At 67.5% G+C, this 23,387-nt stretch carries 24 protein-coding genes; 10 read left to right on the top strand and 14 right to left on the bottom strand.

What is annotated here, in order from left to right:
- Window positions 1–34: 34 nt before the first annotated feature.
- The 3 genes from fbaA to A7U43_RS27295 all read left to right on the top strand — a co-directional run bounded on the left by fbaA (window position 35) and on the right by A7U43_RS27295 (window position 2,864).
- Window positions 35–1,072 carry a class II fructose-bisphosphate aldolase gene (fbaA, locus tag A7U43_RS27310; protein WP_068001472.1) on the top strand — a complete coding sequence of 346 codons (1,038 nt, stop codon included), beginning with the start codon at window positions 35–37 and terminating at the stop codon, window positions 1,070–1,072.
- Between the two features lie 106 nt (window positions 1,073–1,178).
- Window positions 1,179–2,168 (top strand): IS481 family transposase, encoded by a 990-nt coding sequence (locus A7U43_RS27305; protein ID WP_068001470.1) that lies wholly within the window; start codon window positions 1,179–1,181, stop codon window positions 2,166–2,168.
- Between the two features lie 162 nt (window positions 2,169–2,330).
- Window positions 2,331–2,864, top strand: coding sequence for a DUF3558 domain-containing protein (locus A7U43_RS27295; RefSeq protein WP_156526045.1), 534 nt, complete (start codon window positions 2,331–2,333; stop codon window positions 2,862–2,864).
- Here the strand turns inward: A7U43_RS27295 and A7U43_RS27290 are convergent, their stop codons facing one another.
- A complete protein-coding gene (locus A7U43_RS27290; RefSeq protein WP_068001461.1) occupies window positions 2,865–3,677 on the bottom strand; it encodes a hypothetical protein in 813 nt (270 codons plus the stop codon).
- 206 nt (window positions 3,678–3,883) lie between these two features.
- Here A7U43_RS27290 and A7U43_RS27285 point away from each other — a divergent pair, with 206 nt between their 5' ends.
- Complete coding sequence (locus A7U43_RS27285) at window positions 3,884–4,192, top strand: DUF732 domain-containing protein (RefSeq protein WP_082902334.1); 309 nt, start codon at window positions 3,884–3,886, stop codon at window positions 4,190–4,192.
- Here the strand turns inward: A7U43_RS27285 and A7U43_RS27280 are convergent.
- Window positions 4,189–6,945 carry an AAA family ATPase gene (locus A7U43_RS27280; protein ID WP_082902333.1) on the bottom strand — a complete coding sequence of 919 codons (2,757 nt, stop codon included), beginning with the start codon at window positions 6,943–6,945 and terminating at the stop codon, window positions 4,189–4,191. The genes A7U43_RS27285 and A7U43_RS27280 overlap by 4 nt on opposite strands.
- A 100-nt stretch (window positions 6,946–7,045) precedes the next feature.
- Between A7U43_RS27280 and A7U43_RS27275 the strand changes: the two genes are divergently transcribed.
- The gene (locus tag A7U43_RS27275; protein WP_068001453.1) at window positions 7,046–7,339 is read left to right on the top strand and encodes a DUF4242 domain-containing protein; all 294 of its coding nucleotides are present in this window, start codon (window positions 7,046–7,048) and stop codon (window positions 7,337–7,339) included.
- 70 nt (window positions 7,340–7,409) lie between these two features.
- Here the strand turns inward: A7U43_RS27275 and A7U43_RS27270 are convergent, their stop codons facing one another.
- From A7U43_RS27270 to A7U43_RS27260, 3 genes are all read right to left on the bottom strand, one after another.
- On the bottom strand, window positions 7,410–8,378 hold the full coding sequence (locus tag A7U43_RS27270; protein ID WP_231963482.1) for a hypothetical protein: 969 nt from the start codon (window positions 8,376–8,378) through the stop codon (window positions 7,410–7,412).
- A complete protein-coding gene (locus tag A7U43_RS27265) occupies window positions 8,303–8,977 on the bottom strand; it encodes a hypothetical protein (RefSeq protein WP_156526044.1) in 675 nt (224 codons plus the stop codon). The genes A7U43_RS27270 and A7U43_RS27265 overlap by 76 nt, the downstream gene beginning before the upstream one ends.
- A 171-nt stretch (window positions 8,978–9,148) precedes the next feature.
- Window positions 9,149–9,925 (bottom strand): SDR family oxidoreductase, encoded by a 777-nt coding sequence (locus A7U43_RS27260; protein ID WP_068001444.1) that lies wholly within the window; start codon window positions 9,923–9,925, stop codon window positions 9,149–9,151.
- A 148-nt stretch (window positions 9,926–10,073) separates the two neighbouring features.
- Between A7U43_RS27260 and A7U43_RS27255 the strand changes: the two genes are divergently transcribed.
- Window positions 10,074–10,934: a helix-turn-helix transcriptional regulator gene (locus A7U43_RS27255; RefSeq protein WP_068001441.1), complete on the top strand. Its 861-nt coding sequence runs from the start codon at window positions 10,074–10,076 to the stop codon at window positions 10,932–10,934.
- Window positions 10,935–10,951: 17 nt separating this feature from the next.
- On the opposite strand, the gene A7U43_RS27250 is transcribed toward A7U43_RS27255, so the two are convergent.
- Complete coding sequence (locus tag A7U43_RS27250; RefSeq protein ID WP_068001439.1) at window positions 10,952–11,644, bottom strand: Rv0361 family membrane protein; 693 nt, start codon at window positions 11,642–11,644, stop codon at window positions 10,952–10,954.
- 80 nt (window positions 11,645–11,724) lie between these two features.
- On the opposite strand from A7U43_RS27250, the gene A7U43_RS27245 reads away from it, so the two are divergent.
- The gene (locus A7U43_RS27245) at window positions 11,725–12,141 is read left to right on the top strand and encodes a DUF3151 domain-containing protein (protein WP_068001436.1); all 417 of its coding nucleotides are present in this window, start codon (window positions 11,725–11,727) and stop codon (window positions 12,139–12,141) included.
- On the opposite strand, the gene A7U43_RS27240 is transcribed toward A7U43_RS27245, so the two are convergent.
- From A7U43_RS27240 to A7U43_RS27230, 3 genes are all read right to left on the bottom strand, one after another.
- Window positions 12,138–13,034 (bottom strand): cation diffusion facilitator family transporter, encoded by an 897-nt coding sequence (locus tag A7U43_RS27240; RefSeq protein WP_068001434.1) that lies wholly within the window; start codon window positions 13,032–13,034, stop codon window positions 12,138–12,140. The genes A7U43_RS27245 and A7U43_RS27240 overlap by 4 nt on opposite strands.
- Window positions 13,035–13,075: 41 nt before the next feature.
- Complete coding sequence (locus A7U43_RS27235; RefSeq protein WP_068001431.1) at window positions 13,076–13,855, bottom strand: site-2 protease family protein; 780 nt, start codon at window positions 13,853–13,855, stop codon at window positions 13,076–13,078.
- A gap of 72 nt (window positions 13,856–13,927) precedes the next feature.
- A complete protein-coding gene (locus tag A7U43_RS27230) occupies window positions 13,928–14,605 on the bottom strand; it encodes a peptidase M50 (protein ID WP_082902332.1) in 678 nt (225 codons plus the stop codon).
- A gap of 69 nt (window positions 14,606–14,674) precedes the next feature.
- Between A7U43_RS27230 and A7U43_RS27225 the strand changes: the two genes are divergently transcribed.
- From A7U43_RS27225 to A7U43_RS27215, 3 genes are read left to right on the top strand one after another with little or no spacing between them, the layout of a single operon-like run.
- Window positions 14,675–15,964 (top strand): adenylosuccinate synthase, encoded by a 1,290-nt coding sequence (locus A7U43_RS27225; RefSeq protein ID WP_068001426.1) that lies wholly within the window; start codon window positions 14,675–14,677, stop codon window positions 15,962–15,964.
- Window positions 15,961–16,605, top strand: coding sequence for a PaaI family thioesterase (locus tag A7U43_RS27220; RefSeq protein WP_068001425.1), 645 nt, complete (start codon window positions 15,961–15,963; stop codon window positions 16,603–16,605). The genes A7U43_RS27225 and A7U43_RS27220 overlap by 4 nt, the downstream gene beginning before the upstream one ends.
- Before the next feature lie 2 nt (window positions 16,606–16,607).
- Window positions 16,608–17,288, top strand: a complete 681-nt coding sequence (locus A7U43_RS27215) for a hypothetical protein (protein WP_197499930.1) — start codon at window positions 16,608–16,610, stop codon at window positions 17,286–17,288.
- On the opposite strand, the gene A7U43_RS27210 is transcribed toward A7U43_RS27215, so the two are convergent.
- From A7U43_RS27210 to A7U43_RS27190, 5 genes are all read right to left on the bottom strand, one after another.
- Window positions 17,285–19,021 (bottom strand): HNH endonuclease signature motif containing protein, encoded by a 1,737-nt coding sequence (locus A7U43_RS27210; RefSeq protein ID WP_068001421.1) that lies wholly within the window; start codon window positions 19,019–19,021, stop codon window positions 17,285–17,287. The genes A7U43_RS27215 and A7U43_RS27210 overlap by 4 nt on opposite strands.
- 163 nt (window positions 19,022–19,184) lie before the next feature.
- Window positions 19,185–19,376: a ferredoxin gene (locus A7U43_RS27205; protein WP_068001418.1), complete on the bottom strand. Its 192-nt coding sequence runs from the start codon at window positions 19,374–19,376 to the stop codon at window positions 19,185–19,187.
- A 2-nt stretch (window positions 19,377–19,378) separates the two neighbouring features.
- Window positions 19,379–20,578 carry a cytochrome P450 gene (locus tag A7U43_RS27200; RefSeq protein ID WP_068001415.1) on the bottom strand — a complete coding sequence of 400 codons (1,200 nt, stop codon included), beginning with the start codon at window positions 20,576–20,578 and terminating at the stop codon, window positions 19,379–19,381.
- Window positions 20,579–20,587: 9 nt separating this feature from the next.
- Window positions 20,588–21,301 carry an alpha/beta fold hydrolase gene (locus tag A7U43_RS27195; protein WP_418287704.1) on the bottom strand — a complete coding sequence of 238 codons (714 nt, stop codon included), beginning with the start codon at window positions 21,299–21,301 and terminating at the stop codon, window positions 20,588–20,590.
- Window positions 21,302–21,404: 103 nt separating this feature from the next.
- The gene (locus A7U43_RS27190) at window positions 21,405–23,381 is read right to left on the bottom strand and encodes an MMPL family transporter (protein WP_068001409.1); all 1,977 of its coding nucleotides are present in this window, start codon (window positions 23,379–23,381) and stop codon (window positions 21,405–21,407) included.
- Between the last annotated feature and the right edge of the window lie 6 nt (window positions 23,382–23,387).

Raw genomic sequence — 23,387 nt, 5'->3', positions numbered from 1 at the left:
CCGGAGAAAGCGCACGCGACCCAGGAGGAAGTCAATGCCCATCGCCACGCCCGAGGTATACGCCGAGATGCTGGGCCGCGCCAAGGAGCACTCGTTCGCCTTCCCGGCGATCAACTGCACCTCCTCGGAGACCATCAATGCCGCGATCAAGGGATTCGCCGACGCGGGCAGCGACGGGATCATCCAGTTCTCCACCGGCGGTGCAGAGTTCGGCTCCGGGCTCGGCATCAAGGACATGGTCGTCGGCGCCACCGCGCTGGCCGAGTTCGCCCATGTCGTCGCCGCCAAGTACGACGTCACCGTCGCTCTGCACACCGACCACTGCCCCAAGGACAAGCTGGACAGTTTCGTGCGGCCGCTGCTGGCGATCTCGGCCGAGCGCGTCAAGAACGGTCAGAACCCGCTGTTCCAGTCGCACATGTGGGACGGGTCCGCGGTGCCGATCGACGAGAATCTGCAGATCGCTCAGGAACTGCTGAAGCTCTCGGCCGAGGCCAAGATCATCCTGGAGATCGAGATCGGCGTGGTCGGCGGTGAAGAGGACGGCGTCGAGGCCGAGATCAACGACAAGCTCTACACCACCCCCGAGGACTTCGAGAAGACCATCGATGCGCTCGGCGTCGGGGAGAACGGCAAGTACCTGCTGGCCGCGACGTTCGGCAATGTGCACGGCGTGTACAAGCCGGGCAACGTCAAGCTGCGTCCCGATGTGCTGGAGCAGGGTCAGAAGGTGGCCGTCGCCAAGCTGGGGCTGCCCGAAGGCAGCCAGCCGTTCGACTTCGTCTTCCACGGCGGATCGGGCTCGCTGAAGTCCGAGATCGAGGATTCGCTGCGCTTCGGCGTGGTGAAGATGAACGTCGACACCGACACCCAGTACGCATTCAGCCGGCCCATCGTCGGTCACATGTTCACCAACTACGACGGTGTGCTCAAGATCGACGGCGAGGTCGGCAACAAGAAGGTCTACGACCCGCGCAGCTACCTGAAGAAGGCCGAGGCCGGGATGACCGAGCGGGTCATCGAGGCGTGCAACGACCTGCACAGCGCTGGCCGCTCGGTGTCCGCGGGCTAGTTGTACTGACCACGGACGTTAGGTACGGCGTGGCGTGGTGACATGAAGAAGACCTCCGAGTGGAGTGCGAGCTGTCTAGGAACGCTCCCCACCCTCGGAGGTCTTCGTGTCCCACCGTAATGCCCCATTGTCAGAAACCGGTCGTCTGCGCCTCGCTCGTTGCGTAGTTGAGGACGGCTGGCCGTTGCGTCGGGCAGCCGAACGCTTTCAAGTCGCAGTCACGACCGCCCAGCGGTGGGCCACCCGTTACCGCGAGCTGGGCCCGACCGGTATGGCTGATCGCAGCTCGCGACCGCATCGAAGCCCCCACCAAACCCCGACACGCACTGAGCGCCGAATCATCAAGGTCCGCGTCATCCGCCGGTGGGGACCAGCCCGGATCGGTTATCTGCTGGGCATTCATCCCTCCACAGTGCACCGCGTGCTGATGCGTTACGGGATAGCCCGGTTGCGCTGGCTGGACCGCCCGACCGGTCGGGTCATCCGCCGCATTGAGTCGGCCGCCGTCGGGGATCTGGTCCATGTCGATGTCAAGAAAGTCGGCAAGATCCCTGCCGGCGGCGGCTGGCGGATGCTGGGACGCACCGTTGGTAACCGCAACTCCAAAGCGGATAAGAGTTCAGGACGGCGAAGTAAGTGGGGTGATCCCTTGCGGGGGCACCACTTCCTGCACACCGCGATCGATGGCTACTCCCGGTTGGTCTACAGCGAGATGCTCGCCGATGAACGCAAGGAGACCGCAGCAGAATTTTGGACCCGCGCCAACGCCTGGTTCGAACACTGCGGCATAACCGTCCGAAAAGTGCTGACCGACAATGGGTCCTGCTACCGGTCTCACACCTTTCGCGAAGCGCTCGGCAGAGTTGAGCATCGCCGCACCCGTCCGTATCGGCCCCAAACCAATGGCAAGGTCGAGCGCTTCCACCGCACCCTGGCCGACGAATGGGCCTATGCGCGGCTCTACACCAGCGACGCGGAACGTTGCGCTGAATACCCACGCTGGCTGCACACCTACAATTACCACCGCGGCCACACCGCACTCGGGGGCCAACCACCCGCCGCCCGCGTACCTAACCTCTCAGGTCAGTACAGCTAGTTCTGCTCGGCCGGGCGCCAGCCGCCCGGCAGCAACGGGCTGACCGCCGCGGCGCCGAATCGATCGGTGTGCACGGTGGTCAGCCCCTTTGCGCCCGGGCAACGCGCGGTGATAGGGAAACACCCGATTTCTCGTGCGTCGGGCGCCGTTAGCGTGTGACCGATGACCGACTCTGCGATTGTGTCGCGTGCCATCGTCGTGTTCGCATCGTTTCTTGCCGTGACGGGTTGTAGCTCACAATCCAGCGTCGGCGATGGGAATGCCGAGGCCGGTGGCGCATCGCCAACCGCGTCGGTGGCCGCTGACTCTGCCGCGATCGACGCGTGCGCGCTGCTGTCGGCGCAAGACATCTCGGCGCTGCTGGGCACGGCAGTCGCGGGACGGTCCACCTCCACCGACCCCACCATGCCGGGATGCATCTGGGAGAACCCCGACACCTACGAATCCATCGCGGTGGAGGTCGGCAACCCGGGTTCGGCGGCGCACAACACTCTTGCACCGCCGGAGCCCGGGTTCCCCGACGTCGGTACGCCGGGTCCCGACGGCATGCGCTTTCTGGTGCGCGGGCAGGTGGAATTTCCGGCGGGTGGCCGCAGCAACATGGTGCAGGTCGCCGTCATGGCGATGTCGGACGAGGAAGCCGACGCAGCCGCCGTCGACCTCGCACGCAAGATCGGTCCGCTGATCCCGCGGTGACTAGAAGCTCGAGAAGTCCTGTTGCACGCGGCCGATTTCGACGTTCTTTCCGTTGAAGTCGGCGCTACACGCCACCACAACGGTGTAAGTCTGCCCGGGAAGCGGAGCCGCGAACTCCAACGGGGTGGTGCCCTTCGGGTTGACCTCGAAGTTGCGGCTGACCGGAATTCCCAGCCCGAGCACTTCTTTGGCGTTGTAGGTGCACTGCGCCCGCAGATTCGACGTGTTTCCCACAGTCACCTTGGCGCGCAAACCTTCGCGCCGGATATCCAGCGTGACGGCGTTCGTCGGCGCCATCTCCGCCGGCGGCGGTTTGGGTGGGCAGGTCTGGCCGGCCGGGATGGTCGGGCCGCCGGTGCACTTGATGGGCCTCCCCGCGGGTTCCGGGACCGGCACCGGGGCCGCGGCGGGCGGCTCGCCGAGGGATACGGAGACCCGGCTCTCGTCGTTCCACCGGGACATCCCTACGCCGTAGTCCTTGTAGCTGCAATTGCTGATCAATGGGCGGATCTTGTTGATGAGGCCGGCGATCGCGTCTGCGGTGGGATCGCCGTACTCTTCCGTTGTCGCTGTCATTCCGTTGTAGCGGCCGCCCGGCGGCACACCCGGTGAGGTGTTGCCCACCATCGCTTGCGCGTTGCCCTCGAGGTCGATGTTGTAATTCAGCGCTCCGCACGGCGACTCGCTGCGCATGGCGTTGACGGCGGCGCGAATTCCGTCCAGCGGGCTGGCGTACGCCACCGGCGCCGCCGCCCACGTTGCCGCGAAAAGCGTTGCGAAAGCGATGGATACAGTGGTGCGAGTCGTGGTCACGGCTACTCCCTCGGTCGCTGGTTACTTACTCAGCGGGTCGACAGTAAGCTGCCGGCCACCGACGACTAAATAGGGTGATTCCCTACTCCTGGGCATGCCTGCGGTGAAGAGGCGATAGGGAAACACCCGATTTAACTCCCCGTCCGGGCGGATAGCGTCGGCCGCATCGATGGCACCGCAATCCCGCGCCTGGAGGAACGAGAATCATGATGCCCAGATTTCACATGCTGGTAGCCGCCGCGATCACGTGCGGTGCCAGCATGCTGGTTTGCGCCCCGAGCGCTGCGGCTGACCCGGCAACATTCCTGGATGAACTCGGTGTCAACGACGCCTGGCTGCCGGGCATGGACGCCGACGAAGTCATCGCCGCGGGCTTCGCCGCGTGCGCAGACCTGCGTGGTGGGGTGCCGGTGCTCGACGAGATGGGCCGGGTGGAATCGCGCTACCAGTTTCAGCAGGGCACGCTGTTCGTCAGCGCAGCCACGACTCATCTATGTCCCGATTTCGCCGGTTAGGAGTCTCCCAGTTCCTCGGCCATCCGTCGGCCGAGTGCGGCACGCGAGTTGATACCGAGCTTGCGATAGATCCGAGAGAGGTTGGCCTCCACCGTCTTCGGGCTGATGAACAGGGCGGCGGCGACGTCGCGGTTGGTCATGCCGGATGCTGCGAGTTCGGCGACCCGTTGCTCGGAGGGGGTCAGGGTGGCGTCGCGGTGTGGGCCGACGTTGGCACGGCCCAACTCGGTGCGGGTGCGTTCGGCCCACAGCGGGGTGCCGAGTTGCTCGAAGGTCTGCAGCGCCTCGTTGAGCGCGGCGGAGGCGGCCTGGTTGTGCCGTTGCCGGCGTTCGAGTTGGCCGACCAGAAGTTGCGTTCGGGCACGTTCGAACGGCATGGGCACCCGCTGGTGTTCGACCATCGCCAGCTGGGCAGCGTTGGCCGCGGCGTCGACGTCGCCGCGCGCAGCGAGCAGCATCGCGCGGCAGCGTCCGCCGCAGGCCAGAATCCATGCCCGGTCCAACCGTCGGCCGTCGTCGAGGAACCGCTCGATCAGCCGTTCGGCGTCGTCGAGACGCCCCACGGCGACCATCGCCTCGGCGGCGTCCGGAACGAACAGACCGATCATGATTTCCAGAGCCATGGGTGTCGAGTCGATCAGCGCCAACGCCGGTTCCAGCGCGCTCAGCGCGGCGGCGTGGTTGCCCAGGGACACCTCCAGAAAGGCCAGCATCGCGAGCGGGTACCGAGTCATCGGGGGTGTGCCGAGGAGTTGCAACTGCACCAACGCCTCCGCGACGTCGTCACGGGCCCGCTGTTCGTGGCCGGCGTAGGCGGCGAGGGCCGCCCGCGTCGTCAGACCGATGCACACGGGCTCCGGGTCGCCCAGGGCGTTCGCCCGTTCGAGTGCGTCCTCGGCCAGCAAGCCGGCATCTGCCAGGTCACCGCGCCAGAGAGCCATCAGGAAGCAATGAAAGTCGAGGATGGCCAGCTCGTGCTCCTCGCCTCGGTCCAGCGACTGCCGCCGGACCGCCATCATCGCGTCGTGTCCGCGTTGAAGCTGGCCCGTCCACGCCAGGAGGAGCGCATTGTTGACGGGTGCCCGCAGCACCAGAGGAATGTCGGACGCACCGTCCTCAAGCGCGAGTGCGTGGGCCATCGTCTCGTCGTCGAAACCACGCCCGGAGGCGAAGTTCTGCATCGCGCGCAGGGCCAGGGCAGCACTCAGTAGGTCGGATCGATCCAATTCGGTGGCGAGCGTGACGGCTTCGTCGATGCTGCGGGCAGACTCGTCGAACTGGGCCGCATTGAGTTGCGCGTGAGACAGCAGGATGAGGGCGTGCGCGCGTCGGCCGGGGTCGTCAGCGGACTCGGCAAGCAAGCGCGTGAGAACCGCGATCGCCTCGGCGAGGTTCTCTTCGGCGGTGCGGACCTTGGCCAGCAGGGTCAGTGCTTCCGCGCCCAACCGACCCGGTGGCAGCGTGTCGATGATCTGGATGAGCCGCGTCGCTGCTTCGTTGAAGTTCGCGGCGTGCAAGTGATGTCCGGCTGCCCGGATATGACGCTCGGGAGTGTCGCCACCGAGGCCGATGGCCAAATCGAGAAGCTCTGCGGCGGCGCCGGGCGCGCCTCGGTTGGCCGCCGACAGCGCGGCGGCGTCCAGGGAGTGCAGCGTCTGTTCGTCTGCGACGGTAGCCGACAGCGCCAGGTGTCGTGCTCGCAACTCTGGCTCGGTGGCGATCCCGGCGAGCGTGGCGTGCATCCGTCGGCGCCGGGGCGCAGGGGCGTCGGCATGGATACCGGCGGCCAGTAGGGGATGCGAAAACCGCACCCGATGTCCCTCGTAGTGGATGAGCTTATGGCCTTCGGCCTCGTCGAGGATCTCCGCTGCGCGCGAGTGGGTGACGTTCAGCGCCCGCGCGATGAGGTCGATTGTCGGCGAACCCGCACAGGCAGCGGCGAGCAGCGCTTCCCGCGCCGCCGTCCCCAATTCGCTGACCCTGGCCCGAACCAGATCGGAAAGTGTTGTCTGCATCGATATTTCGCCATCGACAGACGAATATGCCAGTTGTAGGGCATAGAACGGGTTGCCGCGGGAGATGTCGTGAATGCGTACCATTGTCGGTCGCGGCAACGACAGGCCGAGCCGGCGCGCAACGATGGTCCGCAAGGCGCCCAGGCTCAGTGGGCCGACCACCAGGCGCCTGCTGGATTCCGGTCTGGGCAGCCGATCCCGAAAGAGATCGAGGGCGGGGCTCGCGTCGCTGCGCATCGCCGTGATCACCCCGACCGCACCCGAAAGCCGGCGCGCGGCGAACGCGACGGCGGCCGCGCTGGAGGGGTCGAGCCATTGCAGATCGTCGATGCCGATCAACACCGGCCCGACCTCCGCAAGCGTCTCGATGACCGACAGGAACGCCGCGGCCACCGCCCGCGGATCGGTCGGGGCGTCACCGGCATCCCCGCGAAGCAGGACCCGGTCCAACGCGAGTCGTTGCGGGTGGGGCAGGCTGTTTAGCACCGTCGCGTCGACGCGGCTCAGTAGGTCTGCCAGCGCAACGTAGGACAGCACCGATTCCGTCTGCGCAGGCCGGGTGGCTAACACGTGAAAGTCGCGCTCGCGGGCCTGCTCCACGCCGGCCAGCCAGATGGTGGTCTTCCCGATTCCCGCTTCGCCCTCGATCAGCAGGCTGCTGGGTTCACGGGTCGCGGCATCGAGAAACCTAGCGACTGCCGCGCATTCGGCATCGCGGCTCACCACCCCCGCAGCCACCCCAGGATCATGTCACAGCCGGTGCGACTCGGCTCGGGTCGCGCTGTCATAGGGATTCGCCCGATTTAACGCCGCTGCGCGACCCGATAGCCTCCGAGCTGTGGATCCGGCAGAACCATGCTATCTGGTCGAGTGGTATCAGCCCGCCCTCGTGCGCGGATCGCTCGAACGCACGTCGGCTGCCCTGCAATCGAGTGCCGCGGCAGCATCGGCGCTGGGTCCGACGATCCAGTTGATGTCCATGATCGTGGTCCCCACCGACGAGATGGTCTTCGGGGTCTTTTGTGCTGCTTCAGCCGACTTGGTCTCGAAGGTATGTCGGCATGCCGGTTTGCCCGCCGACCGGCTCACCGCGGCGACCGACATCCGCCTCGCGCCCACGAGTCCGGCATGACGCGTCGCGGTGACGGGCAGATGGAGTTCCCGGCGGGCGGCCGCAGCAACATGGTGCTGTCACTCTGCCGTCAGAAGCTTGAGAAGTCCTGTTGCACGCGGCCGATCTCGACGTTCTTGCCGTTGAAGTCGGCGCCACACGCCACCACCACGGTGTAGGTCTGCCCGGGAAGCGGAGCCGCGAACTCCAGCGGGGTGGTGCCCTTCGGGTTGACCTCGAAGTTGCGGCTGACCGGAATGCCCAGGCCGTTGACTTCTTTGGCGTTGTAGGTGCACTGAGCCCGCAGATTCGACGTGTTTCCCACAGTCACTTTGGCGCGCAAACCCTCGCGCCGGATATCCAGCGTGACGGCGTTCGTCGGCGCCATCTCCGCCGGCGGCGGTTTGGGTGGGCAGGTCTGGCCGGCCGGGATGGTCGGGCCGCCGGTGCACTTGATGGGCCTCCCCGCGGGTTCCGGGACCGGCACCGGGGCCGCGGCGGGTGGCTCGCCCAGCGCGATGCTCACGAAACTCATCTCTTCTCCGTCGTCTCGGGCCATGCCCACACCGAAGTCCTGGTAGCTGCAGTTGGTGATCTGGGGGCGCATCTCGTTGACCAGGATCTCCGTCGCCCTCGATGTGGGATCGGCTGATGCGTGACCTTGGTACACCCTGCCCTTGTATTGGCCTGCCGGAGGCACCCCAGGCAGCCTGTTACCGACCCTGTGCTGCGCCTCGCCCTCGAGGTCGAAGTTGTAGTTCAGGGGGCCGCAGGGTGAGCCGCTGCGTGCTGCGTTGACGGCAGCTCGAATACCGTCGAGCGGGCTGGCTTGGGCGACGGGTGCGGTAATCACGCCGGACAGCGCAAGTGCACCCGTGAAAACAACTGCAGGGGTGGAGAAGTGGGATGGCCGAACGTGGTTCATGGCTGTCTCCTCGGAAAGGTTGCCAAAGCTGTTCGGGAACGGTCCGGCAGTTTTCACATTCAGTTGTTCGTGAGATCTCTTCCCCAGGCCGCGCCCTTGGGCTCGACCAGGAAACACCAGGCGTTGGGTGAGCACGCGCTCTGCACCTTCACTACCTGTCCCTCGGTCAACTCGCCGATGACCACGGCATCACCGTCGTCGTTGGATTTGTCGTAGAGGCGTGTATCGGCGTTCACCGTGGCCGTCAGTTCGTCCGGTGGTGCAGGTGCTTTCTCAGGCTCTGGCGACTGCACAGGCGGTTCCGCGGCGGGCACGCAAACGAACTTGGCTTTCGAATACCACTTATTGAAAGCACCTTCGCTGTTCTTGGCGGTGCCTCGGGCGGTGAGGTCATCGTCGATGAAACCGTCCCAGCGGGTGGTCAAGCCGTTGCTCCAGGTGAAGTCGATGGTGATGTTGCGGCCACTGATTCGTCCGTTGGCGGTTCCGTTGGTCCACACCCCACTTCCGTTCTGCCTGTATCCGGCGTTGCCGGAGAAGAAGTCGCCGGACTTGTCGACCACCACCGTCACGTTGTTGTCCTGCGCGAACTCGATCGCAGGGCTGTTGTAGGAGTAGCTGCTGCATGCAGGTGCCAGCGGAAACTGCGGCACCGCATGGGCCGCCGGCGACGCGAGGGGCAATGCTGCAGCGAGGGTCGCTACCGCAAAGCCGTTGGACGCCAGAGTTTTCAAGCGTCGGTGGTCATGAGGCTGCGATGGTCTGGGCATGACGTCTCCTGTGGTCGCGACTGGCAAGTCCGAAACATCACGATGGCACTGGAGTCCGCATCAGATAAATAGGGTGTTTCCCTACGTCACCGGCGTCGACAAGCGCCATGGCGCCGACGGCGGTTCAGCGGCATCTCAGATCGCCTGCTGTGTCGGCAGGATCGTGAGCTCGGTCAGATTCACGTGGCGCGGTATCGATGCGACGAACGCGACCGTCTCGGCGATATCGGCGGGCTGCAGCACGTCGATATCGTTGATCAGATCCGCCATCAACCGGCTGGCGTCCGGGTCGGTCACGTGGTCGGGCAGTTCGGTGTCCACCATGCCGGGCTCGATGGTGCACACGCGCACCATCTTCCGGCCGAGTTCAACCCGCAGCAGCCTGGTCAGCTGACTGATGTAGGCCTTCGTCGCCGAGTACACGGAGAATTTCTCCAGCACGCGCGTCGCCGCGATGGACGAGGTGGTGATCAGGTCGGCCGGGCGCCCCGCACCGGCGTTGTCGATCAGGTGGGGCACGAAGGCGCCGATCGTGTTCATCACGCCGGTGATGTTGAGGTCGATCTGGCGCTGCCAATCCTCGACCTGCAGCTCGTCGATCGCCGAGATCAACTGGACGCCCGCGTTGGCGAACACCAGGTCGGCGGGCCCGAATTGCGCGCAGACCTGCCCGGCGGCGGTCCGGACGGCCTCGCGATCGGTGACATCGAGGGGCACGGCACGTGCGGTGCCGCCGCCCGCGGCGATGCGTGCCACCAGCTCGTCGAGCCTGTCCTTGCGCCGTGCGACCACAGCGACCTTGGCGCCCAGCGCCGCCAGCCGTTCGGCGGTGGCCGCGCCGATCCCGCTGGAGGCGCCGGTCACGACCGCGGTGCGTCCGGCCAGCGGCGTGGCGGTGAGCAGTGTCGTCATGTCATCGTCCTTTCGTCGTCGGGTGATGCACTCGATGAAACCCCCGACAGGTGCCCGCAGACGCGGTTGGACGGGCCCGTTTGATCCTGGGACGAATTGGGCCACCCTCGGCGGTGTCGCAGGTCGTCCGCCACGCCACACTGGTGCGGTGGACAGGAACCGATCCGAGCTTGCTGATTTCCTCAGCACCCGCCGGGCGCGACTTGCCCCCGATGCCGCGGGTGTGGACGCGGGGCCTGCGCGTCGTCGCGTGCCGGGACTACGACGCGAGGAGCTCGCCCAGCTGGCCGGCGTGAGCGTGGACTACTACACCCGGCTCGAACAGGGCCGCAGCCGCAGCGCGTCGGTCGATGTGCTGGAGGCGCTCGCCACCGCCCTGCAACTCGATGACGCCGAACGCGAACACCTGCACGAGCTCGGCCGCCCGCAGCCGGTCACCCGCCGCGCGCGTCCGCGTCCCCAGCGGGTCCATCCCGCGACCCTGGATCTGCTGGACCGTCTCGATCTCGTGGTGTCCCCGGCGTTCGTCCTGGGCCGGCGCCTGGACGTGCTCGCGCACAACCGGTTGGCCGGTGCGCTGATCACCGAGTTCCGTCAGCTGCCCGCTCCGCAGCGCAACCAGGCGCGCTTCGTCTTCTTCGATCCGCACGCGCGTGAGCTCTACGCAGATTGGCATCAGGTGGCCGTCGACACCGTCGCGATGCTGCGCCACGACGCCGGCCGCTACCCCGATGACCCCAAACTGTCCGCATTGATCGGCGAGTTGTCGATCCACTCCGAGGAGTTCCGCAGCTGGTGGGCCCGCCACGACGTGCAACGCCGGACAACGGGGACCAAGAGCTATCACCACCCCCTGGTCGGTGAGCTCACCGTGCAGTACCAGGCGCTCAACCCGTGCGGTGACGAGGATCAGGTGCTGATCGTGTACACCGCCGAGCCGGGATCGTCATCGGACAACGCGTTGCGGCTGCTGGCCCAAACCCACGTCACCCACCGAGCAGACGCCTAGCCGGGAGGCTGTGCCGCTCAGCCGTTCTGGCAGATCTTCCACTGGTCGTCACGGAACTGCAGATCGAAGCTCCGCGTGGAACGCGTCTGCGGCGCGTTGGCCATGAAGGTGGTGACATTCGCCTCGGCGTGGTCGTCGACCACCACCACCTCGTCGATACTGGCCACCACCGGGTACTGCTTGGCGGCCGCGACCCGCTTGTGGGTCTCGGTCCAGGAGCGGTCGTCGTAGTTGACGTAGCTCTCCCGGGTGGCGCCGCAGGTGATGCCGCGCAGCGTGGCCAAGTCCCCCTTCTGGATGGCAGCATCGAAGCTCTCGATGGTGGAGCGGACCTGGTCCTCTTGCGATGTCGCGTTGGCGCCGCCGCGGGTCAACAGCACCGTGCCCAGCACGGCGAGCGCCACCAGCGCCGCGATCACCAACACGACGGCGATCACCCAGCCCCAGCTGCGCCGGGCCCCTGGCGGCTTCGGCGCGTCATCACGCGGTGGAATGACCTGTGGGGCAGCCATTTTGGTGCTATCGATCATCTCCGTGGGGGCACCGGCGGCGAAGATCTCGGTGGGGGGTTCGGGTACCGACTCGATGATCTGGGTGGATCCGTCGAAACCCGACGGCGCGGTGAACCGGCGCTTCGCGGAGTCGTCGGCCTCCGGCGCATCCGGGTTGGGGTCCTGCTTCCCGCCTTCGGGTTCGGTTGGGTTCGACATCCCTACTGCAGTCCTCCCTCGTGATGCTTCAGCGCAAGCCTAATCACAGCCGGCGTACGCCCGCACGGCACAATAGGCCTATGACGCGAATGGGCGACCTGTTGGGGCCGGATCCGGTGCTGCTGCCGGGCGATACGGAAGCTGAGGGCGAACTGGACGCCGGCGAGAAGGCCGCGATCGTCGCCGCCGCGCACCCGAGTGCCTCGGTGGCCTGGGCGACGCTTGCCGAGGAGGCGCTGGCCGAGGATCAGCCGGTGGCCGCCTATGCGTATGCCCGCACCGGGTATCACCGCGGGCTCGATCAGCTGCGCCGTAACGGCTGGAAGGGTTTCGGCCCGGTGCCCTACGCGCATGAACCCAACCGTGGCTTCCTGCGCTGCGTGGCCGCGCTGGCGCGCGCCGCCCAGGAGATCGGTGAGACTCCGGAGTACGCGCGGTGCCTGGACCTGCTGGACGACTGCGACCCGGCCGCCCGGGCCGCGCTCGGCCTGGTCTAGCAGGCGTTCGCGCCGCAGTCGCCGACGCCGCCGGGCGGCTCGACCTGCACCGTGGCGTGTTCGAGGCCGCGTGCCGCCAGCACCGCCTGGGCGGCGACCAGGACCCGGGTCGCATCGGCGGTGCTCGTCAGGTGCGCCGTGGCCATATCCCGGCCGGGCACCAGCGTCCACACATGCAGATCGTGCACCTCGGTGACGCCGGGGACGTCGCGCAACGCACTGCGCAACTCTTCGACGTCGATATGGGCGGGCGAGGACTCGCTGAGGATCCGCAGGGCGGCCCTGGCGAGGGCGAACGCCCGCGGTAGCACCCACAGTGCGACCAGGACGGCGACGACCACGTCGGCGTAGGGCCACCCGGTGGTGACGGTGACGATGCCCGCGATCAGCACGCCGATGCTGCCGACGGTGTCGGCGACGACCTCCATGTAGGCGCCCCTGACGGCCAGGCTGTGCTCGGAGTCCGAGCGCAGCAGCAGCATCACGGCGGCGTTGGCGATCAGGCCGGCCAACGCGACGACGATGAGCGGTACCCCGGGGACCTCGGGTGCGTCCCCGAGTCGCTCGAAGGCCTCGTAGAGGATGAACCCGGCGACACCCAACAGCAGGGCGGCATTGGCGACGGCGGTGAACACCTCGGCGCGGTGCCAACCGTAGGTCCGGGCCGCGGAGGTGGATCCGCGACGGGCCAGCAGCACCGCCGTCAGGCCCATGAACATCGCGACCAGGTCGGTGAGCATGTGTCCGGCGTCGGCGAGCAGCGCGATCGAGTTGATCATCAGCGCGGTGACGAGTTCGACGACGAAGAACGCGCCGAGGATCGCCGCGCCGATGATCATCCGGCCGACGCGCGTGTCACCGCCGCCGTGGCTGTGGTCGTGTCCAGCTCCCATGCCGCCGAATATATGCGTAAAGTCGCATATGTTGCAAGGCCTCAGAGCCAGGCGGACCAGAACCGGGTCAGGCCGCCGCCGATCGACACCAGCGAACCGTTGATCCCGGACAGGTCCACGAACCAGAACACCACCGCGAAGAACACCTGGTTGAGCTGCGGCACCAGCAGCACGACCAGCAGAATCAGGAAACCCCAGCCCTTGGCCGGTTCCAGCGCTCGTTGGGTCTCCGGTTTGAGGTGCGGCTCCAGCGCGCCGTATCCGTCGAGACCGGGAATGGGAAGCAGGTTCAACAGGACCGCCGTCACTTGCAGGAACCCCAGGAAGGCGAGCCCGCCCCAGAACACCAGGTGCGCCGGGTCGAAGAACAGGCCCACCGCCGTCAGCAGGAGCACCGCCAACACCACATTGGCCAGCGGGCCGGCCAGGCTGACCTGGGTGCGTTGCCGCGGCGTCATCCAGCCCGTGCGGACATAGACGGCCCCGCCGGGCAGGCCGATACCGCCGAGAGCGATGAACAGCAGCGGCAGACCCAGCGACAGCATCGGGTTGGAGTACTTGAGCGGATTCAGCGCCAGGTAGCCGCGCACCGCGATGTCGTGGTCACCGAACTTCCACGCGGTATACGCGTGGCCGAATTCGTGCAGGCACAGCGAGACGAGCCACCCCGCGACCACCAGGACAAACACCGCGGCATAGGACAGCGGCTCGATGGCGTCCCCGCAAAACCAGGCCAGCGCGCCCGCCGCGAGCGTGAGGGCCACGATCCCCAGGAAGATCGGGCTGGGACGTACCGACTGACGCAGCGGACGGATGTTCACGTGTCGACGCTACCGGCTCGCTGCGCTCGTCACCGGACGGTGCTCGATGCGCCGGCCTCCTCGCTGCGCTCGTCACCGGACGGCCAGCCAGCCTTCCGTGTGTCGGTAGAACGTCGACCGCTTCACCGCGCGGGGGCCCAGCTCGCCGTCGCGGACCACGAACGCGCCGGTGGTCCCGAGCTGCGCCGCGCGCCCGGCCACCCAACGTTTCGGCCGCATCCGCGAGGACAGCACCGAGGCCCGCAGGCCGGGCATCGCTGCGATCGGCTCGATCCGCACGGCCACAGCCTCGCCGTCGAACAGCACGGTGTCATCCACGACGGCCTCGCCGTGCAACGTGGCCGGCGGCGTGCCCTTCTCCAGTTCGGTCTCACCCACCCACAAGCCGGCGCCGACGAGCACACGCCCGGAATCATCGCGGATCAGCGGTACCCGGGTGGCGTCGTGGGTGAGGGCGGCGCGGACCGCCCGCCGACCCGCCGGCAGTCCGTGGGCGCGGGTGGCGGCGGTGCGCCTGCGGGGCACGAATGCCACCTCGACGGCCAGTTTTTCGGTCTTCATCAGCCGGGTGAGCACCGTGGCCAGATCCTTGTCGGCGCCGACCACGACGATGCGCCGACAGTTTGTCACCGCGTCGACCTGAGTGGCTTCCTGTACCGTCAGCGCAGGTAGATGGGCTAAACCGCGGGGCGCGCGGTGCCCGCCGAACAGCAACACTGCGCAATCGGGCCGGCCGTTTGTGGTGGTCAAGGCCTCTCCTATGGCTCCGCTCGGATAGGGTGGGTCACCGGCTGCATCACTTTAAGCGGGAGAAATGCCATGCCGGCAATCGTGCTCATCGGTGCCCAGTGGGGCGACGAGGGCAAAGGTAAGGCCACCGATCTACTCGGTGGACGTGTGCAATGGGTAGTTCGCTACCAGGGCGGTAACAACGCGGGTCACACCGTGGTGCTGCCGACCGGGGAGAATTTCGCGTTGCACCTCATCCCCTCGGGCATCCTCACCCCGGGTGTCACCAACGTCATCGGCAACGGTGTCGTGGTCGACCCCGGCGTGTTGCTCACCGAGCTTTCCGGGCTCGAGGACCGGGGCGTGGATACGTCGAGGCTGCTGATCTCCGCCGACGCCCACCTGCTCATGCCGTATCACGTCGCCATCGACAAGGTGACCGAGCGCTATATGGGCAACAAGAAGATCGGCACCACCGGTCGCGGGATCGGGCCCTGTTACCAGGACAAGGTCGCGCGGCTGGGCATCCGGGCCGCCGATGTTCTCGATCCCGCCCTGCTCGCCCAGAAGATCGAGGCGGCACTCGAGCTCAAGAACCAGATCCTGGTCAAGATCTACAACCGCAAGGCACTCGACGCCGACGAGGTGGTGAGCACGCTGCTGGAGCAGGCCGACGGTTTCAAGCACCGCATCGCCGATGCCCGGCTGCTGCTCAACGAAGCACTGGAGAACGGCGAGACGGTGCTGCTGGAGGGTTCGCAGGGCACGCTGCTCGACGTCGATCACGGCACCTATCCGTTCGTGACCTCGTCGAACCCGACCGCGGGTGGCGCGGCCGTGGGTTCCGGCATCGGGCCGACCCGCATCACCACGGTGCTGGGCATCCTGAAGGCCTACACCACCCGGGTGGGGTCGGGCCCGTTCCCGACGGAGCTGTTCGACGAGCACGGCGCGTACCTGGCCAAGACCGGTGGTGAGGTCGGTGTGACCACCGGCCGGCCGCGCCGCTGCGGCTGGTTCGACGCTGTCATCGCCCGCTACGCCACCCGCGTCAACGGCATCACCGACTACTTCCTGACCAAGCTCGACGTGCTCTCCAGCCTGGAAACCGTCCCGGTGTGTGTGGGCTACACCGTCGACGGCAAGCGCACCGACGAGATGCCGATGACGCAGTCCGATATCGCGCGTGCCGAACCCATCTACGAAGAGCTGCCTGGCTGGTGGGAGGACATCTCCGGCGCGCGCGAGTTCGATGACCTGCCGGCCAAGGCCCGCGATTACGTATTGCGCCTCGAAGAGCTTGCCGGAGCCCATGTTTCGTGCATCGGCGTGGGGCCGGGGCGGGAGCAGACCATCGTGCGCCGGGACATCCTGGCGTGACCGATTTCGGACTGGATCCGCGCCGCGTCGACCCGCAGTACGACCGGCACGGCGGGTTTCCGGTCTTCGAGGCGGCCGATCCGGGGCCGGGTTTCGCGCGTTTCCTGACCGCCATGCGCCGAGCTCAGGATCTGGCGGTGTCGGTGAACCCGGACAGCGACACCTGGTCTGCCGCCGCGGACCGCGTCGAGGAACTGGTGGCACTGCTTGAACCGCATCAGGCCGCCGAGGGTGTCGGCCCGGCGAACCGGGTGCCTTCGTTGCCCGGTGCGGGCAGCCTGTTGATGCCGCCGTGGCACGTCTCCACATTCGAGGCCGACGGCGTGGAGCTGACCGTGCAGTTCAGCCGCTTCCACGTGGGCGGCAACCAGGCCGTGCACGGTGGCGTGCTGCCGCTGCTGTTCGATTCGGTGTTCGGCATGATCATCCACGCGACCGGGCGGCCGATCAGCCGCACCGCATTCCTGCACGTCGACTATCGCCGGGTGACGCCGATCGACACTCCGCTCACGGTCCGCGGCTGGTTACGAGAAGCCGAGGGCCGCAAAGCCTTTGTGAATGCCGAACTGCGCGACGCCGACGGCAACGTGCTGGCCGAGAGCAACGGACTCATGATCAGACTGCTGCCAGGCCAGCCGTAGTCATGGATCCCAACCGGCACCTCCGCAGGCTGACGACCCCGCGCGCCGCCGCCCTGGCCGGAGTGTTGTTCGCGGTCCTGTTCGGCACGTCGCTAGTGCTGATCCGCACCGCCCTACCCGAGGGTGCCGAACCCGGCTCGCAGTGGATTGAAGGCGCCAGCGCGCAGTTGCGGGTGTCGGCGATCCTGATGCCGTTCGCCGGCATCACGTTCCTTTGGTTCATCGGAGTGGTTCGCGACGGGTTCGGCACGTACGAGGACAAGTTCTTCTCGACGGTCTTCGTCGGTAGCGGACTGCTTTTCCTGGCAATGGTGTTCGTCGCCTCGGCAGTGGGTTCCGGTCTCGCAGCCAGTCGGGCCGGCATACCCGACGTCACCGTGATGGACGAGGTGGCGCTGTTGGGGCAGGGGATGCTGCACACCCTGGCGACGACCTATGGCATTCGCATGGCGGCCGTCTTCATGATGTCGTTGGCCACCATCTGGCTGCGCACCGGCTTGATGCCGCGCTGGCTGGTCATCATGACTTACCTTGTGGCGCTGGGTCTCCTGCTTGCCGCCGATATCAGCATGTGGCTCACGCTGGCGTTCCCGCTGTGGGTTCTCGTGGTCAGCATCGTGCTACTGGTGCGGGCCGGCGTCATCGACCTGCGTCATGATTCGCCGGACAGCGACCCGCGCTAAAAGGGCGGTGGGTCGGCGTCGGTGAATGGATCGACGCCGGGAAACGTCGGTCCGGTATCGAAGTAGCCTGCGGCTCGTCCTTGGGCACCGCCAGGCTTTGCCATGCCGGCCTTCTCTGTGCGGGCCGAGTCTTCTCGGGCGATCTGCTCGCGCATCAATTGCAATGAGAGTTCGGCGGCGTTGCGGGTGCGTTCGGCGTTGACGCGTTGTTCCCGGGTCTGGGCGCGGGTGCGTTGCCGTCTCGGTATGGCGGAGCCACGGCCCGCGGGGTCGCCGATCAGGCTGATGCGGCGAACCCGCGGTACCGGGGTGTCAATGTTGAAGTGCGGGAACAGGATCGCCGCGCCGGGTGTGGTGGTGTACCGATGCCCGGTCGGTGCGGTCCAGGTGGTGGAGCCGTCGGCGTGGGCGGACGGTGTCCACCCGCTACGCATGGTTTTGAGCAGGTGGTGTTCGCGGCACAGTGGTCGCAGGTTGCCGGGATGGGTGGCCCCGGCAGGCCACGGGGTCACGTGGTCGAGGTCGGTCTTGTGGGCGGGTCGCCCGCAGCCGGGGAAGCAGCAGGTCATCGAGCGCATCCGGACGAACGCGGCGAGCTTGGCGGAGGGTCGGTAGCGCGGTTCTGTGCCCAAGTTGCCGGCGTGCGCCAGGGTACGGACGGTGGCGCCGCCGGCGGCGAGTTCGGCGAGCAGGCGGGCGGGGATGATCGCTCCGTCCAGTGAGATCCCGGCACCCGACCCGAACCGCGCCGCGGGTGCGGCGGGTGTGGGCTGGTCGGGGGCGCCCGATTCGGCGGCCGGCTGCTCGTGGCTCGAGGTGCTGTCAGTTGCGGGCGAGACCGGGGTAGGGCCGGTCGGTGCGGGAGAGGGTGCTGCGGGCTGTGGGTCCGGCACCGGTGGCGCGCCGTGCCCGGTATCGGGTGCCTGCTCGGGAAACACGTAGATGGTGACCCCGCCCGCCCGCGGATCCTTGCCCGAGCCGGCGCAGTCAGGGTTCCCGCACAGGCAGGTAAGCCGTTGCGCCCCGGCGAGGACCGCCGCGACCGCATCGGCGCGGCGTTCCCGCTTGGTACGGGGATCGTTGTCACACACACCGTCGGCCAACTCATCGAGGCGGGTGTCGCTGATCTGGGCATCGGTGACACGCATCCGTCCCCAGAATGACACCACACCGTCGGCGTCATCGCGATCACCGAACTCGATGCACCGGTCCCTGGCGGCCGTCTGGGAGCGGATCACCGCGCACGGATCGAACTTGTGCACCCAATAATCGACGGCTTCGATCAGACCCTTCTCGGACAGAGTCCCGAACTCGGTGGCGCTGCCGGCGATACCGGCATCGATCAACGCCAGGGCGTCGGCATCGGTGACCAGCCGGGTACGCCAGGTGATCGAATCGACCACCGCGGCCGAGACCAACCCCTTGGCGAACATGCCCGCGGTGCGGGGCAACCGGTCACGCAGGGCTTGGGCGATCCGCATCTGTTTGGAGGCGGCCCACGGGCTCAGGTTGCAGGCCGCACCGACCTGAGCCTTCGCGTAGGCCCAGCCGTCGATGAGTTGATGAGCGCAGATGTCGTCCTCGTCATCGCACTGGCGGGCGGTGACCTCGGCGACCAGTGCCAACCGCCGGGCCGCCGCGGCGGCCTCGGAGCGTGTCGCCGCCGTCACCGCCGAGATGAGTGTGTCGTCGCTCATTCCGGCGAGATCCACCCGATCCAGTTCTTCGAACATGTGTGCGATTCTACTCGCGCATGCCGACGTGGGTAGCACATTCTGGACGCCTGTGGATAACCCCGAAGGTCCTGTTCGGGGCCGGTATCACGGTTAGCGAGCCCGACCCGCGCGCTTCGTTGCCGCACCCGATCCGACTCGGGGTCCGGCCGCCGCGGATAGCTCAGTCCAGCAGCCTCAACGCCGACGCGGGGCACAGCTTCACGGCCTCGCGGACACGCTCGATCTCGCTTTCGGGGACCTGCTCGGTGAGCACCACCACCAGGCCGTCGTCATCCTGATCGAACACCGCGTCGGCCACCATCACACAGTTGCCCGCGGTGATGCAGGAGTCCTGGTCAGCTTCAACTCTCATCGTCACCACCTCACCGGAAGTGACCGTAGCCCGTAGATGAAGTGGAAGTCCCGGAACTCGACATCTTCGAACGGTTCGGCCAGCGCCAGCGTGGGGAAGCGGTTCAGCAGTGCGGGGAACGCGATCCGCATCTCCATCCGGGCCAACGGCGCCCCGAGGCAGTGGTGCACACCGTGTCCGAAGGCGAGGTGCCCGGGTGCGCCCCGCCGCAAGTCGAGCTCGTCGGGCCGGTCGATGAAGGCCGGGTCGCGGTTACCCGCGGGCAGCGACGCGAAGACCAGCGCACCGGCCGGGATGACCACGCCGGACACTTCCACGTCGGCGGTGGTGAACCGCGGAATGGCGTGGTGCACCACCGACAGCCAGCGCAGCAGTTCCTCGATCGCGGGACCGATGGCATCCGGGTCATCGCGCACCAGGGCCAGCTGGTCGGGCCGGCGCAGCAGGGCAAGTGTCCCGAGCCCCAGCATGTTCGACGTCGTCTCATGCCCGGCCAGCAGCAGCAGCCCGGCGATGCCGACCAGTTCGTCATCGCTGAGCGAATCGCCGTGCTCGCGGATGAGCATGCCGAGGATGTCCTCGCCGGGCGTCCGGCGTGCCTGTCGCACCAGGCTGTGCATATAGCTGCGGCTCTGCTGTTGCAGCTCCATCCGCTCGGCGATCGGCAGCGAGAGATCGAGTTGACGTGCCGAACGGTGCTGGAAGTCGTCACGGTCGTCATAGGGCACGCCGAGCAGCTCACAGATCACCAATGACGGTACCGGCAAAGCGAATTCGGAGACCAGATCGGCCGGGGCACCGCCGGCCGCCATGGCATCCAGATGCGCCTCGACGATCTCGGCGATGCGCGGCTCCAGCCGCTTCATCCGCCGGATGGTGAACTCCGGAGTGAGCAGGCGCCGTAACCGCTGATGTTCAGGGGGATCGAGGCCCAGCAGATTGCCCGCGCGTGCCTTGGCCAGCTCTTCGGAGGACATCTCCGGCGCACCGGGCAGGGTGAAACCCGGTGGGCGCGAGTTGGAGAAGTGCTCGTGGTCGGCGAGCACCGCCTTGACGTCCTCGTGCCGCGTCACCAGGTACACGGTGTTGCCGAGAGCACCGACGACCGATTGCACCCCCGCATGGTCCCGGATGGCCGCGAGTTCGGGCACCGGGTCGAAGCCGTTGCGCCGCATATGGACCGGCGGCAGCGTGTGGGTCATGCACACACGCTACGCGTCGAGCACAAAGTCCTTGATCAGCGCGTTGACGAGGTGCGGATTCTCGAGTGCGGCCAGGTGGGCGACGCCGTCGAGCACCGCGGTGGCCGCGCCGGGAATGGCGGCGGCCATCTCCAGCGTCTCGGGCACCGGGAAGGTCGCATCCTCGGCGCCCGCCACCACGAGCACCGGGGTGCGCACGGCGCCGAGCAGTGCCCGCTGATCCGGTCGACGCGGCACGACGCTGGTGACGGCCCAGGCGCTGGACCGGATGTCGACCCGCCGGAGCGCGGCGCGGACGAAGGACACCACCTCGGGTCGGTCGCGAAACGTCGTCGGCCCCAGGAAGGCCTTCAGCACTTCACGTGTCAGGGGCCCGCGGATCCCGCCGAGCAGCGCCGCCGTGCGTAACAGCAGTCCGTACTCGAGGCGCTGCCGCCGCCCCGCCGGTGACGCGGTGCAGTTCATCAGCACCGCGCGGCCGATCCGGTCCGGATACCGGGCGGCGAAGGTTCCGCCGATCATGCCGCCCCAGGAGTTGCCCACGAAATGCGCCCGCTCGATCCCCAGCCCGTCGAGCACATCCACCACGCACTGGGCGCAGTCGTCGAAAGAGAAAGTGCTACTCAGCTTTTCGCTGCCGCCGTGGCCCGGCGGGTCCACCAGGACGATCCGGTTTCCGGTGCCGAACTCCGCGGCCTGCCCGGCCCACATATCGCCTGTCATCAGCAGGCTGGGCCAGAACACGATCGCGGCGCCGACGCCGCCGGTCTGCACGCGGATCCGGCCCAATCGGGTGGCGATGGTCCGTGAGTCCACGGCCCTCACGCTAGCGCGTGGCGTGCAACCCCGGCGACCAGATCCGCGGACCGATCAGCGTGAACAGGGCCGGGATGATCACGGTGCGCACCAGGAAGGTGTCCAGCAGGATGCCGAGGCCCACGATGATCCCGAGTTGTGTCAGCACGATCAGCGGCAGCACGCCCAGCACGCAGAACACCGCGGCCAGCACGATGCCGGCGCTGGTGATGACGGCTCCGGTGGCCGACACGGCGCGCACGATGCCCTGGCGGTTGCCGAATTCCGGCGTCTCCTCACGAGCCCGGGTGACCAGGAAGATGGTGTAGTCGACGCCGAGGGCGACCAGGAACAGGAACGCGAACAGCGGGGTGCTGTTGTCCAGGGCCGGGAAGCCGAACAGGTGCACGCTGGCCCACCCGCCGAGACCCAACGCGGCCAGCGCGCTCAGGACGGTGACGGCCACCAGCAGCACCGGCGCCAGCGCGGAGCGCAGCAGGATGAACAGCACCGCGAGCACCACGGCCAGGATCGCCGGGATGACCACCATGCGATCGCGTTGGGCGGCCGACGCCGCATCGCGTGCCTTGGCGTCGGAACCGCCGACCAGGGCGTCCGGGGAGATGGCGTGTACCGAGTTGCGCAACGCGTCAACGGTTTCGAACGCTTCGTCGGACGCCGGTTCGGCCTGTAGCACCACCGACCACTGGCTCAGTCCGGCATCCGACTCACCGGCGGGCCGGGCCGAAACCACGCCGGGCACAGCGGTGATGGCGGACGAGACCGCGGCAGCGTCGGCGGTGGGCGCGATGACGACGGCGGGATCGGTCAACCCGCTCGGGAAGTGTTCGGCGAGCGTGTTGTAGCCGCTGACCGATTCGGCCTGCACCCGGAACTGTTCGGTTTGCGACAGGCCCACCGGCGTGCCGACCAGCCCGAAGCACAACGCGACCAGTACGCCGAGGGCACCGGTGGCGACCCAGCCGGGCCGGTCGGCGACCCAGGAGGCGATCCGGTGCCAGACACCGCTATCGGTGAGGGCCTCGTCGCCCACCCGTGGGATGAACGGCCAGAACAGCTTCTTGCCGAACAGTCCGAGGAACGGCGGCAGCACCAACAGCACGAAGACCGCCGCCACCACGAGGCCCGCCGCGGCCTGCACGCCGAGGCTGCGGTTCGACGGTGCCGATGCGAAGGCCAGCGTGAGTAGGGCAAGCACCACGGTGGCGTTGCTGGCAAGGATCGCCGGGCCGGCCGCACGGGTCGCCACCTGTAGCGCCTCGCGGTGATCGGCGCGGCGGCCCAACTCTTCGCGGTATCGCGAGATGAGCAGCAACGCATAGTTGGTGCCCGCACCGAATACCAGCACGCTGGTGATACCGCTGGTCGACCCGTCGGGATTGAGACCCAGCCCGGAGGCCACCGCGGTGCCCACCACGGCGCCTACCCGGTCGGCGAAGGCGATCACCAGCAGCGGCACCAGCCACAACACGGGGGAGCGGTAGGTGATGATGAGCAGCAGTGCCACCACCGTCGCCGTCACCGCGAGCAGTGTGACATTGGCTCCGGCAAAGGAATTCGCGATGTCGGCACCGAATGCGGGGCCCCCGGTGACCTCCGCTTGCAGCCCGTCGGGCAGGCGTTCGGCGGTCTGGGTGCGCAGATCCACAACGGCGTCGTTGAGCGCGAACCCGGACAGATCGGCCGACAATGAGGAGACCGACACGGCAGCCAGTCCGTCCTCGGACACCTGGGCGCCGGGCCCGGCCGCCGCCACATCCGCCGGGCTCAACGGCGCACCGTCGGTTCTGGTGAACACGATGATCGCCGGTGCGGTATCGCCACCGGGGAACTCGGCTCGTAGCGCGTCGACGCGTGCCGATTCGGACTCGGCCGGAACCGCCACGGGTGACTGGGACGCGGCATCGGAGCCGCTGATCAGGCCCAGGCCCGCGCCGGAGATCAGGATCACGAGCAGTGCGACGAGCCAGGAGACGCGACGGGACATGCCCCA

Origin of the sequence: Mycobacterium adipatum (assembly GCF_001644575.1) — a bacterium.
GTDB classification, from domain to species: domain Bacteria; phylum Actinomycetota; class Actinomycetes; order Mycobacteriales; family Mycobacteriaceae; genus Mycobacterium; species Mycobacterium adipatum.
The sequence above is the reverse complement of the archived record's forward strand: the minus strand, read 5'-3'. Positions and strand labels throughout refer to the sequence as shown.

Coding starts and splice junctions, on each gene's coding strand:
- fbaA (WP_068001472.1), top strand. CDS start 35: ATGCCCATCGCCACGCCCGAGGTATACGCCGAGATGCTGGGCCGCGCC.
- A7U43_RS27295 (WP_156526045.1), top strand. CDS start 2,331: ATGACCGACTCTGCGATTGTGTCGCGTGCCATCGTCGTGTTCGCATCG.
- A7U43_RS27285 (WP_082902334.1), top strand. CDS start 3,884: ATGATGCCCAGATTTCACATGCTGGTAGCCGCCGCGATCACGTGCGGT.
- A7U43_RS27260 (WP_068001444.1), bottom strand. CDS start 9,925: ATGACGACACTGCTCACCGCCACGCCGCTGGCCGGACGCACCGCGGTC.
- A7U43_RS27250 (WP_068001439.1), bottom strand. CDS start 11,644: ATGTCGAACCCAACCGAACCCGAAGGCGGGAAGCAGGACCCCAACCCG.
- A7U43_RS27245 (WP_068001436.1), top strand. CDS start 11,725: ATGACGCGAATGGGCGACCTGTTGGGGCCGGATCCGGTGCTGCTGCCG.
- A7U43_RS27240 (WP_068001434.1), bottom strand. CDS start 13,034: ATGGGAGCTGGACACGACCACAGCCACGGCGGCGGTGACACGCGCGTC.
- A7U43_RS27225 (WP_068001426.1), top strand. CDS start 14,675: ATGCCGGCAATCGTGCTCATCGGTGCCCAGTGGGGCGACGAGGGCAAA.
- A7U43_RS27215 (WP_197499930.1), top strand. CDS start 16,608: ATGGATCCCAACCGGCACCTCCGCAGGCTGACGACCCCGCGCGCCGCC.
- A7U43_RS27210 (WP_068001421.1), bottom strand. CDS start 19,021: ATGTTCGAAGAACTGGATCGGGTGGATCTCGCCGGAATGAGCGACGAC.
- A7U43_RS27205 (WP_068001418.1), bottom strand. CDS start 19,376: ATGAGAGTTGAAGCTGACCAGGACTCCTGCATCACCGCGGGCAACTGT.
- A7U43_RS27200 (WP_068001415.1), bottom strand. CDS start 20,578: ATGACCCACACGCTGCCGCCGGTCCATATGCGGCGCAACGGCTTCGAC.
- A7U43_RS27195 (WP_418287704.1), bottom strand. CDS start 21,301: ATGACAGGCGATATGTGGGCCGGGCAGGCCGCGGAGTTCGGCACCGGA.
- A7U43_RS27190 (WP_068001409.1), bottom strand. CDS start 23,381: ATGTCCCGTCGCGTCTCCTGGCTCGTCGCACTGCTCGTGATCCTGATC.